Below are 14,992 nucleotides of genomic sequence, written 5' to 3'. Positions count from 1 at the left end.
CAGGCGATCGCGGGAGGTCAGGTGGGTGGGCGCAGTGCGGCGAATTCGTCGGTGACTCGGATTTCGGAGTCGGTGAACCGATAGACCGCCGCGGGGCGCCCACCCGCCCGGCCGGGGGATGCCGTCGCGCCGGTCGGCATGATCACCTTGCGGCGGGTGAGAACTCGCTGCAGATTCGTCGTGTCGACATCGTAACCGAGTGCGGCGCAGTAGATTTCGCGCAGCGTGGACATGGTGAACCACTCGGGGGCCAGCGCGAAGGCGATATTGGTGTACGAGAGTTTCGCGGCGAGCCGGGTGCGCGCGTGCTCGACGACCGTGCCGTGATCGAACGACATGCGCGGCAGCTGGGAAACCGGATGCCATGTGGTGTCCGAGGGCAGTTGCGGGTCCGCGGTCAGCGGCACCAAACCCAGATAGGCCGAGGCGATTCGCCGCGGGGCGGGCACGCGGTCCGGACTACTGAATACCGACAGCTGCTCCAGATGCGCGAGCTCGCGCACATCGACCTTCTCGGCGAGCTGGCGACGGGCCGAGACGTTGAGGTCTTCGTCGTCGCGCAGTCGCCCGCCGGGTAGCGACCAGGTGTCCTTCTGCGGGTCGAGTGCCCGCTCCCACAGCAGCACCGCGAGTTCGGTCCGCTGACCGGGCGGACATGATCGAATCAGCTCATCTGTCATACGCGCAGGGCCACTACCTGCGGTGATGTCGTCGGAGAAGCGCCGAACCTGGAACACCGCGGTGAGCGTTTCGTGGATGGTGCTACTATGGGCCACGTTTTCGATTGTAAGTCGAAAACCTGGTTTGGTGCGAATCGGCCGGCATGTGAAAAGGCACAAGGGCCGAGCGCACGAGGAGAGGAGCCATCATGGCGACGATGGGTGTGAAGCTGGCGCCCCCGCTGATGGGACAGGTAGTCGACGGTCCGACCGGATTCTCCGGTGTCGAGGCCACACCGGAGTGGGCGGCCGAGGTCAAGCGCCTCGCCAGGGAGCGCAACGCGACGATTCTCGCGCACAACTACCAGTTGCCCGAGATCCAGGACGTGGCCGACCATGTCGGTGACTCGCTGGCGCTGTCCCGCATCGCGGCCGAGGCCACCGAGGACACCATCGTGTTCTGCGGTGTGCACTTCATGGCCGAGACGGCCAAGATCCTCAGCCCCGAGAAGACCGTACTCATTCCGGACCAGCGGGCGGGCTGTTCCCTGGCCGATTCCATCACCGCCGACGAATTGCGGGCCTGGAAGGCCGAGTTCCCGAATGCGGTGGTCGTCTCGTACGTGAACACCACCGCCGCGGTGAAAGCGCTCACCGATATCTGCTGCACCTCCTCGAATGCCGTCGACGTGGTCGCCTCCATCGATCCCGACCGCGAGGTGCTGTTCCTGCCGGATCAGTTCCTCGGCGCGCACGTCAAGCGGGTCACCGGCCGCGAGAACATGCACATCTGGGCGGGCGAATGCCACGTGCACGCCGGGATCAACGGCGACGAGCTGACCGAACAGGCCCGCACCCACCCGGATGCCGAGCTGTTCGTGCACCCCGAATGCGGTTGTGCCACTTCGGCGTTGTACCTCGCGGGCGAGGGCTCGTTCCCGGCCGACCGGGTGCACATTCTGTCGACCGGCGGGATGATCGACGCCGCCAAGGCAGCGAAGTCGAATCAGGTCCTGGTGGCCACCGAGGTCGGCATGCTGCACCAGCTGCGCAAGGCCGCTCCCGGCATCGACTTCCAGGCCGTGAACGATCGTGCATCCTGCAAGTACATGAAGATGATCACCCCGGCGGCGCTGCTGCGCTCGCTCGTGGAGAACACCGACGAGGTGCACGTCGACCTGGAAACTGCCGCGCTGGCCCGTAATTCGGTGCAGCGCATGATCGAAATCGGTAACCCGGGCGGTGGCGAATGAACGGCCGCGAACGGAGCGCGACTTGCGCGCTCGTCCGGAGTGGCGGTGCGGAGTGATCGCCGGGGTGGTCGGTAGCGATATCACTGCCGACCAGGTCGAGAAGGGGCGAGGCGCATGAGCGCCGCGCCGCGAATCGACTGGGAGGCCGCCGCCGATCTGGTCGTGATCGGCGGGGGCGTCGCCGGGTTGACCGCGGCACGGACGGCATCGCTGCGCGGACTACGGGTGCTCATCCTCAGCAAGGGCGGCCCGACGGATACCGCAACCCAGTACGCCCAAGGCGGTATCGCCGTCGTTGCGCCGCATGAGGATTCGGTGGAATCGCATGTGCGCGACACGGTCGAGGCCGGTGCCGGACTGTGTGACGAGACGGCGGTGCGTTCGATCGTCGAGGGCGGTCAAGCCGCCGTCGCCGCACTGACCGATTTGGGTGCGGTCTTCGATCTCGCTCGGGACGGCCAGATCTCACGCACCCGCGAAGGCGGTCACAGCACGCGGCGGATCATTCACGCCGGAGGTGACGCCACCGGCGCCGAGGTACAGCGCGCGTTGAACGCGGCCGGGCTGCCGGTCCTGTTCGGTGCCGCGGCACTCGAAGTCGTCACCGGGCGCAGCGGTGTGCAAGGTGTGATCGCGGTGTCGGAGAACGGATTCGGGGTCGTGCACGCACCGGCGGTGCTGCTGGCCACCGGCGGGCTCGGTCAGCTGTACGCGCTGAGCACGAATCCGCCCGGTGCGACCGCCGACGGCATCGCGCTGGCGCTCTGGGCCGGCGCCACGGTGGCCGATCTCGAATTCGTGCAGTTCCATCCGACGGTGCTGTACACCCCCGGCGGACTCGGCAGACGACCGTTGATCAGCGAGGCGGTCCGCGGCGAAGGCGCGACACTGGTCGATTCCGAAGGGAATTCGGTGACCGCGGGTGTGCACCCGCGTGGTGATCTGGCACCGCGCGATGTGGTGTCGCGTGCGATCGCCGCGCGGATGCGCGCCCTCGGCACCGATCACGTCTACCTCGACGCCCGAGCGATCGAAAGCTTCCCGCAACGGTTCCCGACGATCACCGCATCCTGCCTGGCCGCCGGGATCGACCCGCATACCGAGCTCATTCCGGTCGCACCCGCCGCGCACTACCAATGCGGCGGGGTGGTGACCGACACCCACGGCCGGACCGCGGTTCCCGGTCTGTATGCCGCGGGCGAGGTGGCGCGTACGGGACTGCACGGTGCCAACCGGCTGGCCTCGAACAGTCTGCTCGAGGGACTGGTGGTCGGTGAGCGGGCCGGGGTGGCCGCTGCCGAACGCCTCGGCGAGGAAGCGCACGTGACGGACGTGTCCTTCCACACCATTCCGCGTGCCGCCCGAGCCTTGGTGCAGCAGTCGATGACATCGCATGCCTCCGTGGTTCGCGATGCCGCCGGACTGGCGGAGGCGGCCGTGCGGTTGCGGGATGCGGTGTCACACAGTGCGGCAAGTCGCTTGCGTGCCGAGCTGACCACTGTCAAACAGCGGTTGACAGGTGCGGCGATCGAACTCTCGGCACTGAACAGCGGCGGGGCGGTGAATACCGGTGCGGCGTCGCACGACACCGAAGACCGCAAGGGTGCGGCTGCGGCACAACGCATCACCGCGTTCGAGGACGCCGCCCTCACCCTCACCGCCCAGGTGCTCCTGCTCGCCGCGGCAGCCCGCACCGAAAGCCGCGGCTCGCACACCCGCTCCGATCACCCGACCCCCGACGATCACCAACGCCGCAGCCGCGCAGCACGTCTGGGCCCAGAAGGTCACCCCGTCCCCGCCCCCGACGGTCTCGACCTCACCACCTGGACCCAGGACGCCATCCCCAGCGCCTCATGACCGCGGCAATGCACGAGAACAAGTAGGACGAGGAGTGCACTGATGGGACTGGATACCGGCCTGGATCGTGACGAGGTGCTGGCCCTGATTCGCACCGCACTGGATGAGGATCTGCGCTACGGCCCCGATATCACCACGGCGGCAACGGTTCCCGCCGATGCGGCGGTGAAGGCATCGGTGGTTTCGCGCCAACCGGGCACGGTGGCCGGGCTCGATATCGGCCTGCTCGTGCTCGACGAGGTGATCGGTGCGGGCAATTACGAAATCACCGATCGGGTCGCCGACGGCACCCGGGTCGAGCCGGGCCGGTCGGTGCTCGGGCTGGTCGCGCCGACCCGCGGCCTGCTCACCGCCGAACGCACCATGCTCAACCTGGTCTGCCACCTCTCCGGCATCGCGACCGCCACCGCCGCCTGGGTCGACGAGGTCGCGGGCACCGACTGCCGCATCCGCGACAGCCGCAAAACCCTGCCCGGCCTGCGTGCCCTGCAGAAGTACGCGGTCCGCGTCGGCGGTGGCGTCAACCACCGCATGGGCCTCGGCGATGCCGCCCTGATCAAGGACAATCACGTGGTAGCCGCAGGTTCGGTGGTCGCCGCCCTCCGCGCGGTGCGCGAACTCGCCCCCGATATCGCCTGCGAGGTCGAAGTGGACAGCCTCGAACAGCTGGACGCCGTCCTGGCCGAAAACGTCGAACTGGTCCTGCTCGACAACTTCCCCCTCTGGCAAACCCAAGCCGCCGTCCAACGCCGCAACGCCCAGGCCCCCACCACCAAACTCGAATCCTCCGGCGGGCTGACCCTCGCCGACGCTGCCGACTACGCGCGCACCGGCGTCGACTACCTGGCTGTCGGCGCACTGACCCACTCGGTGCGCGTCCTCGACCTCGGCTTGGACATGTGACCGTCAGGCGGTGAGTTCGCGTTCCAACGGCGTGCGGAAGCGGGGGATGGCGCGAACGTCGCCGTACCAGGTGGTGATGCGGGCGGCTTCGGCTTCGATGAGAGATTCCGCTTCCGAGCCGATGTCTTCCAGTAGGCGGTAGACGATTTCGCCGTCTTTGCGCTGGGCCCAGCCGCCGACTATGCGCCCGTCGCACCAGATGGTGGGACCGACGTTTCCGTTGCGGTCGAAGAGGTTTGAAGCGTGGGGCCCGAGGTACCAATCGCGAGACTGCCAGCCCATGGGGGTCGGGTCGAGTGCGGGGAGCAGGGCAGCCCAGGGTTCGGACTCGGGGGTCGGGTCTTGGTCGTCGGCGAGTAGCAGACCGGTGGTGCCGTCGAGATCGACCTCCACCACATCGAGTTCGGCGAGGGCCTTGCGGACCTCCGCGAGTGTCCAGCCGGTCCACCACTTGATATCGGTGATGGGCGCGGGTCCGAAGGCGTAGAGCCACTGCCGGACGAGTTCGGCGCGTGCCGCATCGGCGGGCATGGTCGGAACACCTTGCGGCAGCCAGGTTTCTATCGGCGCCCAGGTGTATTGGCTGCTCGTCCAACTGCCGTTCGGCCGTCCGCGCACGATGCGCCCCTCGACACCGAGGATCACCAGCACCCAGGTGGTAATGCTGGTGGGGCGCGAATATGCCTTGTCCGGAGCGGGATTCACCTGCGTGCGCAGCCGGGGCACGTCCTTGCTCAGCTGTGCGCCGGTCGCCGCCCCGCGCGCCAATAGCGTCTTGTGCGTTTCGTCTTCGACATCGGCCAGCCACGCGCGCACATCCCCGTCGACCACACCGGCCTGCTCGATGAACCTCCCGTAGGTGCGACGTTGCTTGTCCGCCAACGCATCCGCGCACGACGCCTGCAATACCGGCAGCAATTCGACCGGTGCGATGAACATCGTGCGCCGCATCGCCAGCAGGCGCAGCAGCGTCCGATCGTCGTACAGCGCCTTCTCGACATGTGCGGGCTCAGCGGTGAGACTGCGCGCGCCCACCGACAGGTACACCGTTGCCGGATCGGTCGCATGCAGGACGACGAGGGATCGGACGATATCGGCAACGTCATCGGTGCGACACGCTGGTGTCAGCCGATGCCGCCGCGCCAGCCGCGCCCGCCGTTCTGCCGCATCAATCGAACGCATATGCGAATACTAGCGGTCAGATGCCGAACTGCTGCGGATCCACGCCCAGCGTCTGGCATGCCTCCCGTACCGCCGCGATCTCGTTCTGATCGAAATTCCCGTCCGCATTGCCGATCATGATGCCGATCTGGACGACCGCATGCGCCTCGGTCTGCTTCCCCGCCGCCTTGGCGATCTGCTGCAGTACATGCGCCCCATCGTGACCGCGCCCCGGCCCCGCCGAACGCCAAATGCGCCGCGTAGGGAACACCTGTCGGTGCGTTGTGGTTTATTCGGGCAGGATCGGATACGAGGAGAGGTGCGATGAAGCCGAATGACCCCGCTTACCACTGGAGCGGCGCGGAATTGGACCTCGACGCGTACCTGGCGCGCGTCGGTTACACCGGCGACCGCACCCCGACGCTGGCCACCCTGCGCGCCATCGTCCACGCGCACACCACCACGATCCCGTTCGAGAACCTGGAGTCCATTCTCGGCCGCCCCGTGCCGCTGGATTTGGAATCCTTGCAGGACAAGATGATCCGGCACCGGCGCGGAGGCTACTGCTACGAGAACGTCGGCCTGTTCGCCGCCGCGCTGGAACGGCTCGGCTTCGGGGTGACCGGTCTCAGCGGCCGGGTCACGATGGGCGTTTCCGAGGGTCTGCGTCCGGCTACCCACGCCCTGCTGCGCGTCACCACCAGCGATGACGATCGCGTCCGGATCTGCGATGTCGGCTTCGGTGCCGGACCGCTCGCACCCTATGAACTGGTCGAGGGCGGTGAATTCAGCCTCGGCGAATGGCGTTTCCGGCTCGAACACACCACCGGCGAACTCGACAGCGATCTGTGGGTGCTGCACCAATTCGGCCGCGACGGCTGGATCGACCGCTACACCTTCACGCTGAATCCGCAGTACCGCATCGATTTCGCGGTCGGTAACCACTTCGTCTCCACCTCGCCGCGCTCACCGTTCACGGCCCGGCCGTTCGTGCAGCGCTTCCACCCGGACGTCCACCACGTGCTGGACAACCTCACCCTCATCACCGAATATCCGAACGGCTCCAGCGAAACCCGCGAACTCGAACTCGCCGAACTTCCGAAAATCCTCACCGAGGTCTTCGACATCGACCTGTCCGAACCCGACGCCACCGCCCTCGCTCAGGGGCACTGGCTCGCCTGAATTCGCTCCGTGCGGTTACCCAGGCTCGTTGCCCTGCGGCACTAGAGTCGGCCAGGTGCGTGCTTACCGGAATCTTCTCGTTCTGTTCGCAGCCTCCGCCCTGGCCCTGAGTGGTTGCAGCCCAGGGCGGGCCCAGCCCGATACCGTCGCCGGGCAGTTCGCCGATGCGCTCAGCCGCGACGACATCGCCGCGGCTGCCGCACTCACCGATGACCCGACCAAAGCATCGGATGCGCTGGGCAAGCTCTACGACGGACTCGGCAAGGATGTGAAATACGAGGTCCGCAGCGCGGACAAGAACTCCTTCACCCTCGCCGCCACCTGGAAGTTCGGCAAGAACGAGTGGAGCTACACCACCAACGGTTCCGCAGGCGATTTCGGCGACGGCTGGAAGATCAAATGGGATCCCAATGCCATCGCACCCGGTCTCGCCCTCGGCCCGCTGAGCTACGCCACCACCTATCCGAAGCCCGCGCGCATTCTGGAGTCATCGGGCGGTGAGTTGATGACCCAGCAGGTGGTCACCCTGGTGAACGTCGCCCCCGGTGCCGATACCGCCGCGCTCGCCGCGGTGCTCGCTCCCGTCGCCGCCGACATCACCGCGCAGTCGCTGCAATCGGATCTGGCTGCGGCCCAGGGCAAGTCGATCACGGCGGTCACGCTGCGCGACGCTGATATCGCTCCGATCCAGACGGCACTGGCCGCAGTCCCCGGCGTCACCCTCGCGCCGCAGACCCGCCTGCTCGCGACCGACAAATCCCTCGCGTCACCGGTGTTGTCCGGCCTCGCCGACCTGTGGCAGAACTCCGCCGACGCGGCGGCAGGCTGGGCGGTGCGGGCGCAGACCGCCGACGGCACCGAACGCGTCGCCGGTCAGGATCCGAAACCCACCGCGGATATCGTGACCACACTCGACACCGATCTGCTGCGCTACGCGGAGAGCGCATTGACGCCGATCACACAGCCCGCCGCGATCGTCGCAATGCAACCGTCCACCGGAAAGGTGCTCGCCGTCGCGCAGAACGCGGCCGCCGACGCTCAGGGACCGATCGCGCTCACCGGCCTGTATCCGCCGGGTTCGACCTTCAAGACCGTCACGGTCTCGGCCGCTCTGCAATCCGGCGCGGTGACACCCGACACCGTGCTGCCGTGCCCGGCCACCGCGAATATCGAGGGCCGCCGCATCCCCAACGACAACAACTTCGACCTCGGCAATGTCGCGCTGCACACCGCCTTCGCCCAGTCCTGCAACACCACCATGGGCCAACTCGCGGTGAATCTCGCACCGAACGGCCTCACCGATGCCGCGGCACAACTCGGCATCGGCATCGACTTCGTCACACCCGGTCTGACCACCGTCACCGGCAAGGTGCCGACCGCGGACACCCCGGCGCTGCGCGTCGAATCCGGTATCGGCCAGGGCAAGGTGACGGCGTCACCGTTCGGTATGGCGCTGGTCGCCGCATCCATCGCGCGCGGATCGATGCCGCTGCCGATGGTCGTCGACGGGCAGCCCGGCGTGGCCGACCACACTCCGGCGCCGCTGCCGCCGACCACCGACGAGCAGCTGAAAACCATGATGCGCGAAACCATAACCGGCGGCACCGCCACCGCACTGCGCGATATTCCGGGGCTGATCGGCAAGACCGGCACCGCCGAGTACATCGATGACAAGCACGCCCACGGCTGGTTCGTCGGCATCGACGGTGACCTGGCCTTCGCCGTATTCGTCAGCGATGCCAACAGCTCGGGTCCGGCCGTGGAGGCCGCAGGCCGTATGCTGCGTGCAAGACATTGAGCGTCACTGCCGAATCAGCACGGCATCAGCGTTCGGCGCGTGTGGGCGGCGAACATACCCCGCTGCCGCGTGCAGAGGATTGCGCCCCGCTACACTCGTCGGCGGAACGCGTTGATGGTCAATACGCGTGATGTCACGATTTCGAGAAGGTTCGGAGTAGGCGCCATCGATACCGGTCAATTGATCGCGGAGCACTACCGCCTGGTCGAGCGGATTGGTAGCGGCGGCACGGGTGTGGTTTGGCGTGCCATCGACGAACGCCTGCAGCGCTCGGTCGCGGTGAAGCAGATCCACATCAAGCCCAGCCTGCCCGAAGCCGAGCGCGACGTGGTGCGACAGCGCGCGATCCGCGAGGCGCGCAATGCGGCGCGTTTCCAGCATCCGAATGCGATCGTCGTCTTCGATATCACCGAGCACAACGGCGACCCGTGCCTGGTGATGGAGTACCTGAAGTCGAAGAGTCTGGCGGGAGTGATCTCCGCGCAGGGGATGCTGCCGCTGACCCAGGTCGCGCGGATCGGCGAACAGGTCGCCTCGGCGCTCATCGCCGCACATCACGCCGGGATCGTGCACCGCGATGTCAAACCGGGCAATATCCTGCTCGACGACACCGGCACGGTGAAGATCACCGACTTCGGCATCTCCCGCGCCACCGGTGACGTCACCCTCACCGAGACCGGTCTGATCTGCGGTACCGCCGCCTATCTCGCGCCGGAGGTCGCGCGCGGCGCCGACCCGACACCGGCCGCCGACGTATTCGCCTTGGGTGCAACGCTTTTCCACGCTCTCGAGGGCGAACCGCCGTACGGTGCCAGCGCCAACCCGCTCGCCGTGCTCTACGCCGCGGCGAACGGCCAGGTGAGCGAACCTCGGCACGCCGGCCCCGCAACCGACTTCCTGCTCGATCTGCTCAGCCCGGATCCCGCCGAGCGGCCGACCATGCGTGCGGCCCGCGAACACCTTTCCGCGCTCGCCGATTCCGGACCGGTCACCGCCGGATTCGTACCGGCCAGTGAGGCTTTCGGCCGGCGCGGCGAATCCGCAACCCGTACGCTGCGGCCACCGGCCGATCCGATGCCGGAGCACCAGGCGACCGCACGGCAGCCACGTCCGGCGCCGCCGCCGCGAAATTCTGTCCGTCCCGCCAACTCCAGTGCATCGCATCCGACGGCCGCCGCACATCCGCGGACGGCGACGCAGCCGCGTCCGGCGCAGCGCAAGTCCGGTGGCAAGCGCAAGGCCGTACTGGTCGGTGCGAGCATCGGTGCGGTGGTGGCGGTCGTGGCCATCCTGATCGGTGCGCTGAATCAGTCGGGCACCAATACGCCGTCGGTGCAAGCGAGTCCGCCTTCGTCGTCGGTGTCCAAGGGGACCACTTCCACGGCTGCCGCGGGCGCGCCGGGGCAAACGAAGAGCGTCGGCACGGCAGACTCGCGCCAATCCATTGATCAAGTGGTGGATTTCTACAACAACCTCACCTATATGAGTTTCGCGTCTGCATGGAAACAGTTGACTCCCGCTGCCCAGCGGGTCTACGGCAGTCAGTCGGCCTTCCAGGATTACTGGACGCAGAATCGGGTCACGGGCTTCAACACTGTTGATGCGGCCGGCAGTGGTACGGGTACCAACCCAGACGGTTCGATGGAAGTCAATGTGGCCAGCGTGACCTATGCGGGCCAGAACAGGTCGGTGACGCTGCGGTTGATCAACCCTGGCAGCGGCTCCCCACTCATCGACAGCGACACCCGCAGCGGCGACGCGCGCTAGTCACGGCGGCGGGTGCGGTGCGCTATCGGGCAACGGACCGCACCTAGGTCTTGCGCCCAATTGGCCAGCAGCGCAAGGGCGGTGGCGCTCGGCGAATCCGCTTCGGTGGTGGGCATGATCAGCGCCTGATCCGGATCGTCGGGCAGGCGCAGGGTTTCGCAGCCCAGATCGAGTCGGCCTGACACCCGTCGCGCCCCGGTCCACTATCGGGACCGAGCCAGGGCGGCCGCACCCCGCGCCACATCCGGCGACCGCAGCGGATAACGGGTGGCACCGGACCGATAGGCTGGTAGCTGGAGCGGAGCGGAGAATACCGACCGCTCGGCGTCGGGCACGGCGTCCAAGGATCAGGACAGACAGGATCGCAGACCTCATGACATCCCGCATCGAGCTCGCCCGCGTTGATCTGCGCGGCCGTACTCCCTCCGCTGCCGAGCTGCGCACCGCGCTGCCGCGCGGGGGAGTCGACGTGGACTCGGTGCTGCATCAGGTGCGACCGGTGGTGGAGTCGATCCGGGATCGCGGGGTCGCCGCGGCGCTGGAGTTCAGCGAGCAGTTCGACGGCGTGATTCCGGCGAGTGTGCGGGTGCCCTCAGCCGAGTTGGAAGCCGCATTGGAGAAGTTGGATCCGGCCGTGCGCAGTGCACTCGAGGTCGCGATCGAACGGACCCGCAAGGTGCACGCCGATCAGCGACGCACCGATACCACCACCGAGGTCGTGCCCGGCGGCACGGTCACCGAGCGGTGGGTTCCGGTCGAGCGGGTGGGGCTCTACGTGCCGGGCGGCAATGCCGTCTACCCGTCGAGCGTCGTGATGAATGTGGTGCCCGCGCAGGCGGCCGGTGTCGACTCGCTGGTGGTGGCCTCGCCGCCGCAGGCGCAGCACGGCGGGCTGCCGCACCCGACCATTCTGGCGGCCGCGAAGCTGCTCGGGGTCGAGGAAGTGTGGGCCGTCGGCGGTGCGCAGGCCATCGCGCTGCTGTCCTACGGCGGTATCGATACCGATGGAGCGCAGCTCGAGCCGGTCGACCTGATCACCGGTCCCGGCAATATCTTCGTGACCGCCGCCAAGCGGCTGTGCCGCGGCCTGGTCGGCATCGATGCCGAAGCGGGCCCCACCGAGATCGCGATTCTGGCCGATGCCGCCGCCGATCCGGTCCACGTCGCCGCCGATCTGATCAGCCAGGCCGAACACGATGTGCTCGCGGCCAGCGTGCTCGTCACCGACAGCGTCGAACTCGCCGATGCGGTGGACGCCGCGCTCACCACCCAGATGACAGTGGTCAAGCACGCGCATCGGGTGCGAGAGGCATTGTCCGGCAAGCAATCCGGCACCGTGCTCGTCGACGATATCGAGCAGGGCCTGCGGGTGGTGAATGCCTACGCCGCCGAACACTTGGAGATCCAGACCGTCGATGCGCCGGGTGTCGCGGCCCGAGTGCGCAGTGCCGGCGCGATCTTCGTCGGTGCGTATGCCCCGGTCAGCCTGGGTGACTACTGCGCGGGCTCCAACCACGTACTCCCGACGGCGGGTTGCGCGCGGCACTCCTCGGGCCTGAGCGTGCAGACCTTCCTGCGCGGAATCCACGTCGTCGAGTACACCGAGACCGCACTCAAAGATGTCGCCGGTCACGTGGTCGCCCTGGCCACTGCCGAGGACCTGCCCGCACACGGCCAGGCGGTACAAGCGCGATTCGAGGCACTGGCATGACCCCCGAGATCACCGTGCCGGGCTCCGACATCAGCCTGGACGACCTGCCGCTGCGCGAGAATCTGCGCGGCAAAAAGCCTTACGGCGCACCACAACTGACGGTGCCGGTACAGCTGAACACCAATGAGAACCCGCACCCGCCGAGCCGGGCCCTCATCGACGACGTCGCCGAATCCATTCGCGCCGCCGCCACCGACCTGCACCGCTATCCCGACCGCGACGCCGTCGCCCTGCGCACCGACCTGGCCGAATACCTGACTCGCCAGACCGGCACCGCGGTGCACACCGCCAATGTCTGGGCGGCCAACGGCTCCAACGAAATCCTGCAGCAACTGCTACAGGCCTTCGGCGGACCAGGCCGCAGCGCGCTGGGTTTCGTGCCGTCGTACTCGATGCACCCGATCATTTCCGAGGGCATCGATACCGAGTGGGTCGAGGCCGCGCGCAATGCCGACTTCTCCCTCGATATCGACTACGGGCTCACCGCCATCGCCGAGCGCCGACCCGATGTGGTCTTCGTGACCAGCCCCAACAACCCGACCGGACACAGCATTCCGCAGGCCGACCTGGCCCGGATCCTGGCCGCCGCACCGGGCATCGTGGTCGTCGACGAGGCATACGGCGAATTCTCCGCCGAGCCGAGCGCGATCGCCCTGATCGACCGGTATCCGACGAAACTCGTGGTCAGCCGCACCATGAGCAAGGCCTTCGCCTTCGCGGGCGGCCGTCTGGGCTATCTGGTCGCCGCCCCGGCGGTGATCGACGCGATGCTGCTGGTGCGACTGCCCTATCACCTGTCGGTGGTCACCCAGGCCGCCGCCCGCGCGGCCCTGCGCCACGCCGACGAAACCCTCGCCAGCGTCGCCGAACTGGCGGCACAGCGGGACCGGGTCGCGGCAGCGCTGGCCGCCATGGGTTTCGAGGTGATCCCAAGCGACGCCAACTTCCTGCTCTTCGGTCGCTTCACCGACGCCCCCCGCGCCTGGCAGCACTACCTGGACCGCGGCGTGCTGATCCGCGACGTCGGAATTCCGGGATATCTGCGCGCCACCATCGGTCTCGCCGCCGAGAACGACGAATTCCTGCGCGTCAGCGGCACATTGGCAGACACCGACCTCACCATCCGATGAATCCGCCTGTGGAGGAAGCAAAGATGAATCGCACCGCGCGGGTGGAGCGCGTCACCAAGGAATCGAATATCGTCGTCGAACTGGACCTCGACGGCACCGGCAAGACCGACATCTCCACCGGTATCCCGTTCTACGACCACATGCTGACCGCGCTCGGCGCACACGCCAGCTTCGATCTGACGGTGCGCGCCGAGGGCGATATCGAGATCGAGGCGCACCACACCGTCGAGGACACCGCCATCGTCTTCGGCCAGGCGCTGGGTAAGGCGCTGGGCGACAAGTCCGGCATCCGTCGCTTCGGCGATGCGTTCATACCGATGGACGAGACCATGGCACACGCGGCGGTAGACGTCTCCGGTCGCCCGTACTGCGTCCACACCGGCGAACCCGATCACCTGCTGCACGCGGTGATTCCCGGTTCCGGCCCTGGTGCCCCGTATTCGACAGTGCTCAATCGGCACGTTTTCGAGTCGATCGCGCTGAACGCCCGCATCGCACTGCACGTGCGCGTGCTGTACGGCCGCGACCAGCATCACATCACCGAGGCCGAATTCAAGGCGGTCGCGCGGGCTCTGCGCGCCGCGGTCGAACCGGATCCGCGGGTGAGCGGTGTGCCGTCGACGAAGGGGACACTGTGACAACGAAATCCGTCGCTCTGCTCGACTACGGCTCCGGCAATCTGCACTCCGCGCACCGCGCGCTGATCCGCGCGGGCGCGAACGTCGAGGTGACCGCCGATGCCGATATCGCGCTGGCTGCCGATGGCCTCGTCGTCCCCGGTGTCGGTGCGTTCGCCGCGTGCATGGCCGGACTGCGCGAGGTGAAAGGGGAGCGCATCATCGGTCAGCGGCTGGCCGGTGGTCGTCCGGTGCTCGGTATCTGCGTCGGCATGCAGATCCTGTTCGAGCGCGGGGTGGAATTCGGTGTGGAAACCGACGGGTGCGCCGAATGGCCGGGCGTGGTCGAGCGCCTGTCCGCACCTGTGCTCCCGCACATGGGCTGGAACACCGTGTCGGCTCCTACCGACAGCGTCCTGTTCGCCGGAATGGCAAGCGATACCCGTTTCTATTTCGTGCACTCCTATGCCGCGCAGACCTGGGACCTGCCGCCGAGCGAACACTTCGCCGCGCCGAAGCTCACCTGGTCCGAACACGGCGTCCCATTCCTGGCGGCCGTCGAGAACGGTCCGTTGTCGGCGACGCAGTTTCATCCCGAAAAGTCCGGGGATGCGGGCGCGCAGTTGCTCCGCAATTGGGTGAACTCGCTGTAAACACCCGCTGGCCAGGCGATTTGACATCGTGCACGCCGATAAGTAACTTTATTCGAGTCAGAGCGACACGGACACCGACCCGGAGCCCAAAGCGCAGCGGAAACGTTGAGCACAGCGGCCTGGGAAACGAGGTAGGACGAGGAACGCCTGGCGATCACACTGGTTCGGCAGGTTCCTGATTTTGTGTCGGGAGCTGGCTGGGCTAAGCTTCACCAAGTTGCCTCACTGAAGCCCCGGATTAATGCCGGAGTGAATGTGTGTGCGTGTGTTCTTTGAGAACTCAATAGTGTGTCGATGAATG

Annotated in this window: 14 protein-coding genes; 10 read left to right on the top strand and 4 right to left on the bottom strand. The window is 67.2% G+C overall.

Annotated features, from left to right (window positions below; genetic code table 11):
• Positions 1-17: 17 nt before the first annotated feature.
• The gene (locus tag ACQPXH_RS22815; protein ID WP_433598557.1) at positions 18-776 is read right to left on the bottom strand and encodes an NUDIX hydrolase; all 759 of its coding nucleotides are present in this window, start codon (positions 774-776) and stop codon (positions 18-20) included.
• Between the two features lie 92 nt (positions 777-868).
• Here ACQPXH_RS22815 and nadA point away from each other — a divergent pair, with 92 nt between their 5' ends.
• From nadA to nadC, 3 genes are all read left to right on the top strand, one after another.
• On the top strand, positions 869-1,912 hold the full coding sequence (gene nadA, locus ACQPXH_RS22810; protein WP_433598556.1) for a quinolinate synthase NadA: 1,044 nt from the start codon (positions 869-871) through the stop codon (positions 1,910-1,912).
• 114 nt (positions 1,913-2,026) lie between these two features.
• Positions 2,027-3,769, top strand: a complete 1,743-nt coding sequence (locus ACQPXH_RS22805) for an L-aspartate oxidase (RefSeq protein ID WP_433598555.1) — start codon at positions 2,027-2,029, stop codon at positions 3,767-3,769.
• Positions 3,770-3,811: 42 nt separating this feature from the next.
• Complete coding sequence (gene nadC, locus ACQPXH_RS22800; RefSeq protein WP_433598554.1) at positions 3,812-4,672, top strand: carboxylating nicotinate-nucleotide diphosphorylase; 861 nt, start codon at positions 3,812-3,814, stop codon at positions 4,670-4,672.
• Positions 4,673-4,675: 3 nt separating this feature from the next.
• Here nadC and ACQPXH_RS22795 read toward each other — a convergent pair whose 3' ends face one another.
• Positions 4,676-5,854: a winged helix DNA-binding domain-containing protein gene (locus ACQPXH_RS22795; RefSeq protein WP_433598553.1), complete on the bottom strand. Its 1,179-nt coding sequence runs from the start codon at positions 5,852-5,854 to the stop codon at positions 4,676-4,678.
• A gap of 16 nt (positions 5,855-5,870) precedes the next feature.
• On the bottom strand, positions 5,871-6,104 hold the full coding sequence (locus ACQPXH_RS22790) for a TerB family tellurite resistance protein (protein ID WP_433598552.1): 234 nt from the start codon (positions 6,102-6,104) through the stop codon (positions 5,871-5,873).
• 53 nt (positions 6,105-6,157) lie between these two features.
• Between ACQPXH_RS22790 and ACQPXH_RS22785 the strand changes: the two genes are divergently transcribed.
• The 3 genes from ACQPXH_RS22785 to ACQPXH_RS22775 all read left to right on the top strand — a co-directional run bounded on the left by ACQPXH_RS22785 (position 6,158) and on the right by ACQPXH_RS22775 (position 10,580).
• Positions 6,158-7,015 (top strand): arylamine N-acetyltransferase family protein, encoded by an 858-nt coding sequence (locus ACQPXH_RS22785; RefSeq protein ID WP_433598551.1) that lies wholly within the window; start codon positions 6,158-6,160, stop codon positions 7,013-7,015.
• Positions 7,016-7,070: 55 nt separating this feature from the next.
• Positions 7,071-8,813 carry a penicillin-binding transpeptidase domain-containing protein gene (locus ACQPXH_RS22780; protein ID WP_433598550.1) on the top strand — a complete coding sequence of 581 codons (1,743 nt, stop codon included), beginning with the start codon at positions 7,071-7,073 and terminating at the stop codon, positions 8,811-8,813.
• A gap of 114 nt (positions 8,814-8,927) precedes the next feature.
• Positions 8,928-10,580: a protein kinase domain-containing protein gene (locus tag ACQPXH_RS22775; RefSeq protein WP_433598549.1), complete on the top strand. Its 1,653-nt coding sequence runs from the start codon at positions 8,928-8,930 to the stop codon at positions 10,578-10,580.
• Here the strand turns inward: ACQPXH_RS22775 and ACQPXH_RS22770 are convergent.
• Positions 10,577-10,765 (bottom strand): hypothetical protein, encoded by a 189-nt coding sequence (locus tag ACQPXH_RS22770; RefSeq protein WP_433598548.1) that lies wholly within the window; start codon positions 10,763-10,765, stop codon positions 10,577-10,579. The two genes, ACQPXH_RS22775 and ACQPXH_RS22770, sit on opposite strands and share 4 nt — an antisense overlap.
• Positions 10,766-10,953: 188 nt before the next feature.
• Here ACQPXH_RS22770 and hisD point away from each other — a divergent pair, with 188 nt between their 5' ends.
• The 4 genes from hisD to hisH are packed head-to-tail and all read left to right on the top strand — an operon-like array spanning position 10,954 to position 14,691.
• The gene (gene hisD, locus ACQPXH_RS22765) at positions 10,954-12,291 is read left to right on the top strand and encodes a histidinol dehydrogenase (RefSeq protein WP_433598547.1); all 1,338 of its coding nucleotides are present in this window, start codon (positions 10,954-10,956) and stop codon (positions 12,289-12,291) included.
• Positions 12,288-13,421: a histidinol-phosphate transaminase gene (locus tag ACQPXH_RS22760; protein ID WP_433598546.1), complete on the top strand. Its 1,134-nt coding sequence runs from the start codon at positions 12,288-12,290 to the stop codon at positions 13,419-13,421. The genes hisD and ACQPXH_RS22760 overlap by 4 nt, the downstream gene beginning before the upstream one ends.
• A gap of 23 nt (positions 13,422-13,444) precedes the next feature.
• The gene (gene hisB / locus ACQPXH_RS22755; protein WP_433598545.1) at positions 13,445-14,059 is read left to right on the top strand and encodes an imidazoleglycerol-phosphate dehydratase HisB; all 615 of its coding nucleotides are present in this window, start codon (positions 13,445-13,447) and stop codon (positions 14,057-14,059) included.
• A complete protein-coding gene (hisH, locus tag ACQPXH_RS22750; RefSeq protein ID WP_433598544.1) occupies positions 14,056-14,691 on the top strand; it encodes an imidazole glycerol phosphate synthase subunit HisH in 636 nt (211 codons plus the stop codon). Before hisB ends, hisH begins: the two co-directional genes overlap by 4 nt.
• The last annotated feature ends 301 nt before the right edge of the window (positions 14,692-14,992 follow it).

Source organism: Nocardia sp. CA-135953, from assembly GCF_050955735.1.
GTDB lineage: Bacteria > Actinomycetota > Actinomycetes > Mycobacteriales > Mycobacteriaceae > Nocardia.
The sequence above is the reverse complement of the archived record's forward strand: the minus strand, read 5'-3'. Positions and strand labels throughout refer to the sequence as shown.

Excerpts from the sequence above, each read along its gene's own strand:
- nadA (WP_433598556.1), top strand. The coding sequence starts at position 869 with ATGGCGACGATGGGTGTGAAGCTGGCGCCCCCGCTGATGGGACAGGTA.
- ACQPXH_RS22805 (WP_433598555.1), top strand. The coding sequence starts at position 2,027 with ATGAGCGCCGCGCCGCGAATCGACTGGGAGGCCGCCGCCGATCTGGTC.
- nadC (WP_433598554.1), top strand. The coding sequence starts at position 3,812 with ATGGGACTGGATACCGGCCTGGATCGTGACGAGGTGCTGGCCCTGATT.
- ACQPXH_RS22795 (WP_433598553.1), bottom strand. The coding sequence starts at position 5,854 with ATGCGTTCGATTGATGCGGCAGAACGGCGGGCGCGGCTGGCGCGGCGG.
- ACQPXH_RS22785 (WP_433598551.1), top strand. The coding sequence starts at position 6,158 with ATGAAGCCGAATGACCCCGCTTACCACTGGAGCGGCGCGGAATTGGAC.
- ACQPXH_RS22775 (WP_433598549.1), top strand. The coding sequence starts at position 8,928 with ATGGTCAATACGCGTGATGTCACGATTTCGAGAAGGTTCGGAGTAGGC.
- hisD (WP_433598547.1), top strand. The coding sequence starts at position 10,954 with ATGACATCCCGCATCGAGCTCGCCCGCGTTGATCTGCGCGGCCGTACT.
- ACQPXH_RS22760 (WP_433598546.1), top strand. The coding sequence starts at position 12,288 with ATGACCCCCGAGATCACCGTGCCGGGCTCCGACATCAGCCTGGACGAC.
- hisB (WP_433598545.1), top strand. The coding sequence starts at position 13,445 with ATGAATCGCACCGCGCGGGTGGAGCGCGTCACCAAGGAATCGAATATC.